7 protein-coding genes are annotated in these 12,717 nt (G+C 38.2%); all 7 read left to right on the top strand.

Annotation, left to right across the window (positions count from 1 at the left end):
* The first annotated feature begins 9 nt into the window (after window positions 1-9).
* The 7 genes from MWU82_RS16840 to MWU82_RS16870 all read left to right on the top strand — a co-directional run bounded on the left by MWU82_RS16840 (window position 10) and on the right by MWU82_RS16870 (window position 12,669).
* Window positions 10-1,662: a RagB/SusD family nutrient uptake outer membrane protein gene (locus MWU82_RS16840; protein WP_247097269.1), complete on the top strand. Its 1,653-nt coding sequence runs from the start codon at window positions 10-12 to the stop codon at window positions 1,660-1,662.
* A gap of 344 nt (window positions 1,663-2,006) precedes the next feature.
* A complete protein-coding gene (locus MWU82_RS16845; protein WP_247097270.1) occupies window positions 2,007-4,022 on the top strand; it encodes a glycoside hydrolase family 172 protein in 2,016 nt (671 codons plus the stop codon).
* Between the two features lie 122 nt (window positions 4,023-4,144).
* A complete protein-coding gene (locus MWU82_RS16850; protein ID WP_247097271.1) occupies window positions 4,145-5,845 on the top strand; it encodes a glycoside hydrolase domain-containing protein in 1,701 nt (566 codons plus the stop codon).
* Between the two features lie 589 nt (window positions 5,846-6,434).
* On the top strand, window positions 6,435-7,724 hold the full coding sequence (locus tag MWU82_RS16855; RefSeq protein ID WP_247097272.1) for a glycoside hydrolase family 172 protein: 1,290 nt from the start codon (window positions 6,435-6,437) through the stop codon (window positions 7,722-7,724).
* A 310-nt stretch (window positions 7,725-8,034) separates the two neighbouring features.
* Entirely contained in the window at window positions 8,035-10,116 is a 2,082-nt protein-coding gene (locus MWU82_RS16860) for an alpha-L-fucosidase (RefSeq protein WP_247097273.1), read from the top strand.
* A gap of 4 nt (window positions 10,117-10,120) precedes the next feature.
* On the top strand, window positions 10,121-11,617 hold the full coding sequence (locus MWU82_RS16865; RefSeq protein WP_247097274.1) for an alpha-L-fucosidase: 1,497 nt from the start codon (window positions 10,121-10,123) through the stop codon (window positions 11,615-11,617).
* Entirely contained in the window at window positions 11,614-12,669 is a 1,056-nt protein-coding gene (locus MWU82_RS16870; protein ID WP_247097275.1) for a hypothetical protein, read from the top strand. The genes MWU82_RS16865 and MWU82_RS16870 overlap by 4 nt, the downstream gene beginning before the upstream one ends.
* Window positions 12,670-12,717: the final 48 nt, after the last annotated feature.

Consider the following 12,717-nt stretch of genomic DNA (forward strand, 5'->3'; position numbering starts at 1 on the left):
GGTAATATCATGAAATTAAATAAAATATTTTTTTTGATTCTTATAATTATTTGTACAGAATCCTGTAACAAGGAACTGGATTTATTTCCAAAAGATCAGGTTTCTGATGGTTCTTTCTGGAGTACACCTCGGGATTTTGAATTAGCGGCCAATGCGTTTTATGGAGGCTTACCTGGATTTGCGTATCCCAGAGATACCGAATCTGAAATTACTTTTGGGCAAGGGCCTAATGAATTAAGTAATGGATCTTATTTACCACCTGATGAATCTGGACGATGGAACAATACCTATTCTGCTTTAAGAGGGATTAACTTTTTGTTCTTGAAGAGTGAAGATTATCAAAATCCTGAAGAGATTCAAAGATGGATTGGTGAAGCGCATTTCTTTAGGGCATTTAATTACTTTGGTCTACTGCAACAATATGGAGGCGTACCTATTGTAAAAGAAGTTTTGGATACAAATAGTGAGGTTTTGACGGCACCAAGAAATTCACGGGAAGAAGTTGCAGATTTTATAATGGATGATTTGCAGAAAGCGATTGAAAAATTACCAAGTCAAAGCAACATTCCCGATAACGAACTAGGTAAAATTTCCAAAGAGGCGGCATTAGCATTTTTAAGTCGTGTGGCTTTGTTTGAAGGTTCATGGGCCAAATTTCATGGAGGAAATAATGCAACTGAATATTTAACTATCGCAGTCCAAGCAGCAAAAACCGTTATTGATGGGGGACAATTTAGTTTGTTTAATGCCTTTGGTATTGGTGAAAGCTATAGAAAACTGTTTAACGAAGCAGGGGAAGATTGTAGTGAAGTAATTCTTTCTAGAAAATATGTTCTGGATATAAACGGAACCCATAATGCTACGAGATGGCTGGAGCAAAATATTATGAATCCAACACGCAGTCTAATTGATGATTATTTGTGTACAGATGGCTTGCCAATTGAGGATTCACAATTATTTGAAGGGTATAGTACCATGGCATCAGAATTTGAAAATAGAGATCCTAGGCTTATGCAGACGGTATTAAAACCGGGAGTTGAATATGTTGGAGCTGGAGCAGCTTTAACAGTATACGAAAAACCTAGGTTGGAAGGAGCCCTAACACGGACTGGATATACAAATTATAAATTTTTAGGGGAAACAGAAGAATCATGGGCAGGTCGTGCGGAATATGATAATATAGTTTTTAGATACGGAGAAGTACTTTTGAACTATGCCGAAGCAAAATTTGAATTGGAGGAGTCCATTTCCGATGCCGATTTAGATTTATCTATTAACAAATTAAGGGATCGTGTTGGAATGATACACCTTACCAATTCACATGTTGACAATAATGGATTGGATATGCGTACGGAGATACGAAGGGAAAGAAAAATTGAATTGGCCTGCGAAGGTTTTCGATTTAATGATTTAATGCGTTGGAAAACTGCGGAATTAGAAATGCCAATGGCCATAAAAGGAATCAAGTTTGTAGGGACGGAATACGAGTCGGTATTTCCCGAAATTACTCCTGGGATTCAATTTCAGGTAGATAATGAAGGATTTATTGTTGCAGAACCTGCTTCTTCAAGAACTTTTGATGCTTCTAAACACTATCTGAGGCCATTACCTAAAAAACAAATTAATTTAAATCCCAATTTAGAACAAAACCCAAATTGGTAACAAGATATTAAAGTTAAAATAAGTGGATTATTTTAGTTAGTTTGTCCCTACGCCTAGTTAACGTAGGTTATTTAGGGAGCCAAATGGCTCCCTATTTTTATAACTGATGGATACAATTTATGTCATAGAATAGTTGTGAAAACCAACCGGACATACATAAGTGTTAAATATTTACATATAATACAAAAATTTAAATATTAGTACTATATTGCTAAATCTATTTAGCAAATTGATTATTGTTGGGGATTATTGGGTCAAGCTATTTATATAATGACTTTGGAGTGCAGTTAATGAATAAGTTATTTTGGGATTTGTCATTCGTTTCATATATAAAATACTTTAGAATGAAGATAATTATAGTTGTTCCATTTTTATTGTTAATAGGTTCTGTTACAGGACAAGAAATTGTTTCCAATGCGGATGTTACCATAGCAACTCTTTTGGAAGAAATGGTAAATAAGGATGAATTGGCAAAACTACCCAAACACTCTTTTAAGACACTACAAGCGAGTAGTTATTCGCGTAAATCCGTTTCACAAAACGAAAATGGTTGGTTTGATAATGCGGATGCGAGCCAGTTTGTACGTGTTGAGGTTAATGAAGGCCGTAAAGAACATGTTTTAATGGATGTTGAGGGGCCAGGGGCCATCGTAAGGTTTTGGAGCACTTGGCATGCCCAAAAATTCTCTATGGGTACCCTACGGATATATTTTGATAATGCTTCTAGCCCACAGATTGAGGGAAGGATAGATGAAATTATCTCTTCAAATAAATATGTAGGTAGCTCCCTGTCCCATAAAGTTGCGTCTTTTCAGGAGAACGGGGGTTGGTTTGAAGGGCATAACCTCTATTTCCCCTTACCTTATGCTAAACATTGTAAAATAACTTATCAGAAGGCTGATGAGAGCGTTGACGATGTGCTATATTATCAAATTAACTATAGGCAGTATGCACCAGAGGTATCGGTGCAGTCTTACCAAAAAGGAGATTGGGAAAATGGAGAATTTCAGCGGAACATTAGGGTTGCATCTAAAAAATTGGCCCAACATAAATTGGGAAGCAACAAGGGTATGAAAGCTTTTTTTAACGGTGTGGTCAAAGCAGGCGATTCGATATCAACCCAAATACAAGGAAACCGGGCTATAAGAAAGATAGCTCTAAAAATAAATGCTACTCACATGGAGCAAGCTTTACGATCTACGGTGATAGCTATGGAATTTGATGGCAAAAAAACAGTTTGGGCACCCACAGGGGATTTCTTTGGAACAGGCTATAAACTATCGCCGCATAGGACAAGGATGATCGAATTGGACAAAGATGGGGAGATGCAGTTGTTTTTTCCGATGCCCTTCCAAAATACAGCAAAAATTACCATACATAATTTTGGAAATGAGGATGTAGAACTGAAAAAAATGGAATTGATTCATGCGCCATGGGAGTGGGATGCAAGGAGCTTGTATTTTCATGCTAATTGGCGGAATTATCCAAATATAAGTACCTCGGAAAAGAAAGATATCAATTATATTGAAATTAAGGGAAAGGGTAAATATGTTGGAGATGTTTTGACCCTTTTTAACAATAGTTATGAATGGTGGGGAGAAGGTGACGAGAAAATTTATGTGGACGGCGAAAGCTTTCCTTCCAACTTTGGTACGGGAACAGAGGATTATTATGGCTATGCCTGGTGTAGTGTAGTCGATTTTGAGACTCCTTTTATTGCCCAACCCATTGGTGATGGGAATAGGAGTCCTGGCCTTACGGTTAACAGTCGTTGGAGATCTTTGGATGTTATTCCATTTAACAAGTCCCTAAATTTTGATATGGAAATTTGGCATTGGGCCGCTACTCAAATGGATTACGCTCCTACTACTTTTTGGTACGGAACTAAGGATTCGGAAGCGAACTACACCGAAGCTATAGAAACGGTTCAATTACCGTTAAAATTCTCGAATCGGTTTGAGGCGGAGGGTTTTGATATAGATAAAATAAAGGGTGGGGAAATAATAACACAGGCCTTCCTTTCGTATGATTGGAGTGCCCGAAATCATTTGCTATGGGATAAATTAAAGAAGAATGATGCTCTAAAGTTGACATTTTATTCGGAAATGGAACGAAAGGGAAGATTGACAATGGTATTTACCCATGCACCCGATTACGTAATTGTTGACGTAATGTTAAACGGTGAATTAATTTTTGAAAACCTGGATTTATTCAATGAGAAGTTAGGCCTTAAAAAATACCTATTAGAGAAGGGAAAAATAAAGAAAGGGAACAATACATTAAAACTAATGGTTAAAGGAACTAATAAGGCCAACCCCAAAGCAGATAAATTGGGAGTCGATTATTTAATTGTAGAATGATACCTATGTTCAAGAATAGTTTTTAATCTTGGTTTTTTTCAAATTTAGAATTGAATTCAATCGAAATGATTTCAATTTCCTTTTTCTATTATGAAATTAGGATTTAACAAACTTCATGATTTATGAAAACGTATAATTTAATAATACTCAGTGGGATTTTCTTAATTGTTGGCTGTAAGCATATTTCTAATACTGATTTGGTTTTTGAATATGTGGATCCCCTTCAAAAGATATTTCCTGAAAGTACATATTTCCCACCAAGTACAGCCCATGCCGATGTGGCTCGGGGAGAACATGCCACTTTCCAATTTGCGGTGAGAAGTAACGAAACTATCACAAATTTAAAAATAGAAGTTTCACCGCCAGAAAAAGAAGGAGAGTCCTTGATTGAGATAAAAAAAGGTTTCGTCGGATTTGTAGAGGTTGGGAGGACAAATCCTGAACCTTCTCGTGACAGTTATAAGCCACTTTCAGGTTTTTTTCCAGACCCCATTATTTATCAGGAAACCAAGGATGTTGCCTTCGGGACTACTCAGCCTATTTGGGTCTCTATCAAAATACCAAAAAGTGCCAGTCCGGGTATTTATACCGGCGAAGTTCAAATATCTGGAGAAATCAACGGAAATACGTTTGTTAAAATCAAGGAAGTCTCAGTTGAGGTATTTAAACCAATAATCGGAAAGACATCCCTTTGGGTAACCAATTGGTTTTTTCTGGATAGGCTACATTATTTGAACAACAACAAGCCCGTGGAAAAATATAGTGATCTATTTTGGCAGTTGTCCAGGGTCCTAGCAAAAACCTTGGCCGAATACAGACAGAATGTAGCAATGTTATCCCCTTTGGACCATACCGAATTTACTTTTGAGAATAATAAATGGTCTTTTAATTTTTCCAATTTCAATAAGATGGTTAACCTTTTTATAGATGAGGGGGTCATAGGACGGTTGGAAGGAGGCCATTTTGGAGCGCGGCTAAATGGGGACTGGTCAGGGCCTTTTGGGCTTAACGTTCCTGTTGTCGTTGGGGATTCAATTGATAAGCAATTGTTGCCATTAAATGACAGGAAAGTTCAAACTTTTTATTCCAGTTTCCTTCCGGCATTGATGAATAATTTAAAGGACAATGGTTGGGAAGATATTTACTTGCAGCATATTGCAGATGAACCTATAGATGACAATGTAGACTCCTATATCGAAATTTCAAAATTTATTAAGGGGCTAGTCCAGGATGTTAAGATTATAGAAGCCTGCCATACTCATAAACTGGAGAATATGATCGATGTATGGGTGCCGCAAATGAACTTTTTAAAAGAAGGTCTGGAATTTTACAATGATCAACAAAAAAAAGGCAGCGAAGCCTGGTACTATACTTGTCTAGCTCCAAAAGGAGAATACGCAAATCGTTTTATAGAACAGCCTTTGATCAAGACACGATTATTGCATTGGGTAAATTATAAGTATGATATACCTGGATATTTGCATTGGGGATTTAATTTTTGGGGTTCTGGGTCAGGAATATCTACCTCTAATGATCCATATGGGGATACATCGGGAATGATCGTATCTTCTGGAAACGTACTTCCAGGAGGTGATTGTTGGATAGTTTATCCAGGTGATAAGAGGATATTTCCTTCTATTAGGTTGGAAGCCATGCGCGATGGTATTGTTGATTATGAATTATTGAAAATGTATCATGAAAAGTTCCCGGATAAAGCAAATGATTTGGTTGGTACTACTGTTTATGGGTTTGAACATTATGATACGAACATTGGTGAGCTTAGACGGAAAAGACGCGAAATATTGGAAAATTTAAGTAATTAATTGAATACATGAAAACTTTAAAAACAGTTCTTTTTATTGTGTTGTAGGCTACAGTATACAGTACAATTCAATGAGAGGTTATTTGAGATACCAAAAATAAAAAGAAGGCTGTGAATGAATCAAAAAAAATGTAAAAATGAAGACGAAAAGAAAACAAAACCAGATTGGATGCCAATACTATCTGTGTAGTAATTATACAATTTTGACTTTACCTTTCCTAGTTTTACAAAAGAACAGAAATCTCTGATTATGGGAGGTGAATGTCCTTTGTGGACAGTGCGAGTTTTGGAGAAAGATATTTATCCTCAGATAAATCAACGTATTGAAGCTCATGCTGAATGCTCATGGTCTACTGTAGTAAATAAAGATCTAAAAAGATTTAGAAATGCTTACCAAGAATTGAAAAAATATTTTGAAAGTATTATTGAATAGATCAATAGAATCATAATGTTATGAAGGAATAGTTGTCATCAATAATTGGCTTATAAAGTAACCACAAGTAGATAATGGTTTAGCTCAGTTTTTGAAAGATTGTAAGAAAGGGAATAATTAAAGCATAGATTAATGTTACATCAACAAAATTAAAAGTATGAAAAATGTATTTAGGATAAGTTTTTTTTTAGGACTGACAATTATTGCTAGCTGTAATGCTCCAAAAAAGGAAAAGAAAGTGTTTGTCCTTGAAGATATTCAAAAGTATTATCAAATGGCTCCCAATGGTGTAGAGACTATTTGGGTTAGTTCGGAGAATAAAAATGGACTAAAAGGTGAAGGAGGCAAAACAAATAAAGGAGCAAAAGGAGACGCTTTTAGTATGATTGGTCCCGGAGATACTTTAACCATTTTTGATAAAAAAGGGCCCGGGATAATTACTAAAATATGGTCTGCTAATTCGTTTGGTTGGTCTAAAGAAAATAGAAGGAAAGTCAGCATAAATATGTATTGGGATGGAGAGGCTAAACCAGCAGTTTCTGCGCCATTCACAGATTTTTTCGGAATCGGTCTTGGACTAATGGCTCCTTTTGAAAATGAATTTTTCTCGATGCCTGAAGGACGTTCATTTAATTGTTCTGTTCCTATGCCTTTTAGAAAGTCAGGAAAAATAGAAATAGTAAATGAATCTGAAGATTTTTTAATGTTCTACTATAAAATAAATATGGTGAAAGTGCCAGAGTTATCTGACGACACCATGTATTTTCATACCTATTGGAACAGAGATTCAGCAACCACTAAAGGAGTTGACTATACAATCCTTCCAAAAGTTAATGGTAGGGGACGATATATTGGTACTAACATTGGAGTCATTGGAAATGATAAATATGTAGGAACTTGGTTTGGAGAAGGCGAAGCAAAAATATATTTAGATGGAGACACTACATTTCCATCCCTTAGCGGAACAGGTACTGAAGATTATATTGGCACTGGATGGGGACAAGGAGAATATGCTAATAAAATTCAGGGAAGTACAGTGTCTAATAAAGAACATGATATTTATACGTTTTATCGTTTTCATACTTATGATCCTGTATATTTTCATGAAGATTGTAAAGTGACCATACAGCAAATAGGTAATTCTACCAAAGAAAACATACTTAAATTAAATAGCAATGGTGCAGATATTCAACCAGTTTGGTCTTATGTAGAAAAGGATGGTTACAACGCCGCAAAACGTTACTTAGATATGAAAAACCCACCGGCAGTTACCAGTGAAGATTTCCCTAGTGGAGTTTCTACAAACTTCTATAGAAGTGATGATGTTTCCGCTACGGCATATTTTTATTTAGATAAACCATCATCTAACCTTCCAGGACTTCCTTCCTTAGAAGTGAGAACAAAAGATATAAATGAAAAAGTATATGAAAAACTTAATAAAAAATGAAAATATAATGATTGTTGAGAATCAAATAAAACAAACTAAATAATTAAAATTGTTTTAAGTGATTTATAATGCGTTTTTTAAGGAGTGCAACTGGTTATTAACCAGAGTAATGTACAAATCTAATTGAAAATCAATAGATGCTCGTCAAGTAGCTCCTTAGTTTGATGATGCAAAATTTGGAATGTTTATCCACTAGGGTTCGCCCATTGGACATTTTAAGGTAGTAGATCGACAGCCGGTGTATGGCGGAGGTATATTTGGACCTCAATAAATCAGAATATTTTATCAAACATAAAAAATAAAGTTAGTTATGAAGAAGTTTTTTTTAGGTAGCCTTATGGCGCTTATGACATTTTTTATTTCCTGTGAGGAAACACCCCCTCCGGTTGCTTACGGTCCAGTTCCTTCCGGGAGACAAATGAATTGGCAGGAAATGGAATATTATGCCTTCATTCATTTCAGTATGAACACCTTTACCGATATAGAGTGGGGGTATGGCGATAAGGATCCAGCCCTTTTTAACCCCACGGAATTGGATACCAGGCAATGGGCCAAGGTGATCAAGGAGGCGGGAATGAAAGGAGTAATATTAACGGCCAAACATCATGATGGATTTTCCTTATGGCCATCAGAATACACCGATTATTCCGTTAAGAATTCACCTTGGAAAAACGGAAAGGGGGACCTATTAAAGGAACTTTCCGAAGCCTGTAAAGAATACGGACTTAAGTTTGGGGTGTACCTATCTCCTTGGGATCGTAACCATCCAGACTATGGAAAGCCAGAATATATTACCTATTTCAGGAATCAATTAAAAGAATTACTGACTAATTATGGCGATGTTTTTGAAGTATGGTTCGATGGTGCCAATGGCGGATCGGGATACTATGGAGGTGCCAATGAAAACAGGAGTGTAGACAGGAAAACCTATTACGATTGGGAAAACACCTATAAGTTAGTACGAGAGTTGCAGCCCAATGCCATGCTTTTCAGTGATGCAGGTCCCGATACCAGATGGTGTGGAACTGAAGAAGGGTGGGTAGGAGAAACCAACTGGAGCACCTTGAATAGGGATGAGGTTTGGCCTGGATTCCCCGATTATCACGAACTGCGTTATGGTCACGAAGATGGTACCCATTGGGTACCGGCCGAGGTAGATGTGTCTATCCGCCCGGGATGGTTTTACCACCAGTCTGAAGACCATAAAGTTAGGACCTTGCCCGAAATGCTGGATATTTATTATAATTCAGTGGGAAGAAATGCCACTTTGTTACTAAATTTTCCTGTAGATCCACGTGGTCTTATCCATGAAACGGATGTGGAAAGAGTGATGGAATTGGCAAAATCCTTAGAGGCCGATTTTAAGGATAACCTTGCTAAAAAAGCAAAGGTAACCGCTTCTCAGGTAAGGGGCAATGCCAAAAAATACAATGCCGATAAACTTACAGATGGAAATAAAGATACATACTGGGTTACAGATGATGCTGTTACTGATGCTACGGTAACCTTAGACTTCGGAGAACCTACCGAATTTAATCGTTTACTAATACAAGAATACATCCCTTTAGGACAGCGAGTTCAGGAATTTTCCATAGAAGCTTTTGTCGATGGTTCTTGGAAAGAATTGGCGAAGGCCACAACTATCGGTTATAAAAGAATTTTGCGTCTACCAACGGTGAAGGCAACACAGCTTAGAGTACATATAAAACAATCTAAGGCCTGTCCTGTTATTTCCAACATAGAGGTGTTTAGGGCTCCAAAAGTGTATGCAAAACCCGACATCACGAGAAATAAGCAGGGAATAGTAACTATCGCTTCGGCCGATGAGGAACTAGAGTTGTTCTATACTACCGATGGTACGCCTCCAGATGTAAATTCTATAAAGTATGAAGGGCCCTTTGAATTATTTGGAAAGGCCAATGTTAAAGCGATAGCGGTAGACCCAATTACTGCCCAGAAAAGCCCTATAACCTTGGAAAGTTTTGATATAGCCAGAAAAAAATGGCAATTGCTAAATATTGATGATAAAAATGCCGAACGTATTTTGGATGGTTTGGAGAAAACATCCTGGGGGCAATCCGCAGAGAAGTTGCCTATAGATCTTACCATAGATTTAGGGGAAGATGTAAAACTAAAGGGATTTAAGTACTTGCCCGACCAGAACAGATGGTCTTCTGGGATTGTATTCGACTACGAATTTTATACTTCTACAAATGGTAAAAATTGGAAACTACAGAATAAAGGGGAGTTTTCCAATATCAAAAATAGTCCTATTTGGCAAACAAAAACCTTTGATGTTGTGAAGGCCAGATATATAAAGTTAAGAGCCCTTAGAAACACGGAAGGGAACAAAAAGGCCGGATATGCAGAATTAACTGTAATTACGGAATAAAAAGATGAAAAAAGTAATTTATTTATTTTTGATGATTTGTGTCCTTGTGATAACAGGGGTACAAGAAGTAAATGCGCAGCAAAAGAAAATAGAACCCAATTGGAAATCGATCGATAGCAGGGCAGTACCTTCTTGGTTCGAGGATGCTAAATTAGGGATCTTTATCCATTGGGGACCATATTCGGTCCCGGCCTGGAGTCCAAAAGGAACTTATTCGGAGTGGTATCAATATTGGTTACAAAGTAAATCCCTTTTTGGAAATGGAAATTTTTCCGGTACCGAAGTTTATGATCACCATGTTAAAACATACGGACCTCATTTTAGTTATTACAATTTTGGGGAGCAGTTTACTGCCCGGGATTTTGACGCGGAAAAATGGGCTAAACTTTTTCAGGATGCGGGGGCGAAATACATGATGATTACCTCCAAACATCACGATGGGTTTACCTTGTGGCCTAGTGAAACGTCCAATAAAACATGGGGGTTTCCATGGAATGCTAAAGATGTCGGGGCGAATAGGGATTTGTTAAAAGAATTGGAGTTAGCCGTAAAACAAACCGAAGTAAAATTTGGAACCTATTATTCCTTGTACGAATGGTTTAATCCACTATGGAAAAAAGATAAGGAAAAATTTGCCTTGGAGCATATGCACCCACAGTTCAAGGACTTGGTGGAGAATTATAAGCCAGATCTTATTTGGAGCGATGGGGATTGGGATATGAGTGCGGAAAAGTGGCGTTCTCCCGAATTGTTGGCTTGGTTGTTCAACGAATCTGCGGTAGGAGATAAGGTAGTTATTAACGACCGCTGGGGAGATGGAATCCGTTTTAAGCACGGAGGGTATTTTACTACTGAATACCAATCGGAATTAGACGGTAGCAGACCTTGGGAAGAATGTCGTGGAATTGGATTCTCATTTGGGTATAATACTAATGAAGATGCCTGGGACTATGCTTCCGAGCGAACCCTGATATACCTACTTCTGAATGTGGTTAGTAACGGAGGAAATCTACTGTTGGATATTGGCCCGGATGCCGAAGGAAATATACCTCCTATCATGCAAGACCGCTTGTTGGCTATAGGTGATTGGCTTAAGGTTAATGGCGAGGCTATTTATGGAACTCGTAAATGGGAGCGCGCCTGTCAATGGTCAGAGCATGGCAAAAAAGATTGGAAACCCGAAGGTACCCATTACCTGCCAGCCGATTATATCTTAAAACAGACCATAGATCCGGAGCCAGGCTACGGCGTACGCGAGATATTCTTTACCAAAAAAGACAAGGATTTGTTCGCCATTGTTCCAACTTGGCCTAAAGATACCTTGGAAATAAGAGACCTTGAATTGCGCTCAGAGGCCGAGATTACCCTATTAGGAACAGATATTAAGATACACTACGAACAGCAAGGAAAGAATCTTATTCTTAAAGTGCCCTATCTAACAGCGGATGAGTTGCCTTCTAAATATGCGTATAGTTTTAAGATAAAAAATGCTTTAAAATGAGAAGTTGTTTATTAATTTATTTAGTATGTTTTGGCTTTGCCAATTTGAATTCGCAGGAATGGATCACCTATGGGGACAATGAAAATTCCGGAAAGAAGAAGCATATCGTTTTAATATCCGGGGATGAGGAATACAGATCGGAGGAGTCGATGCCTATGTTGGCCAAGATCCTTGCCAAGGAACACGGATACAAGTGCACTGTATTGTTTGCGATCGATCCGCAAACGGGAAACGTCAATCCTGAGGTCAACAACAATATTCCGGGATTGCATTTTCTCCGGACCGCTGATCTAATGCTCATCAATACGCGGTGGCGGCAACTCCCCGACCATCAGATGAGGTATATCGACGACTATATCCGTTCGGGCAGACCGGTCTTGGGCTTAAGAACCTCAAACCACGGGTTTAAGAACGAAGAGGGGAGTTATGTCCATTACAGTTCCGAATATCAAAGTGAAGACCCAGATCATCCGTGGTACAGAGGTTTTGGAGGACTGCTTTTTGGGGATCACTATGTGCGGCACCATGGCAAGCACAAACATGAATCCACCAGAGGGATTTTTGTGGAAAATGCACCTGGCCATAAAATCCTTAGAGGCATCGGGGATGGCGAGATATGGGGCCCTACGGATGTATATGGCTGTAGGGTATCACATCTTCCGATCACTCCACTTTTGCTAGGGCAGGTATTGGAGCGTAAAGGTGAATTTGATGATGACGACAGGTTTTTTGGTATGCGGCCATCGGACCAGCCCTTGGAAGGAAAGAAAAACAATCCCATGTTACCGGTGGCATGGCTCAAAAACTATCAACATCCGGATAATGGCCAACAAGGGTTGGCCTTCCATACCTCCATGGGCTCTTCCACCGACCTTGAAAATGAGGGGTTGAGGAGACTAGTGGTCAATGCAGTCTATTTCCTCTTGGACCGAAGAATTCCCAAGGGAGGGACAAAGGTGGATTACGTTGGAGATTATAAAACCTCTGCATATGGTTTTATGGGGAAGGAGTATTGGGATAAGAGGGGACTTAAACCCATAGATCTTAAATAGAGCTTAGGGAATTTCCCCAACTACAGATCCTATTCAAATATTCAAAAA

The sequence above is a fragment of the Arenibacter sp. S6351L genome (assembly GCF_023016025.1).
In the GTDB taxonomy this organism is placed as follows: domain Bacteria; phylum Bacteroidota; class Bacteroidia; order Flavobacteriales; family Flavobacteriaceae; genus Arenibacter; species Arenibacter algicola_B.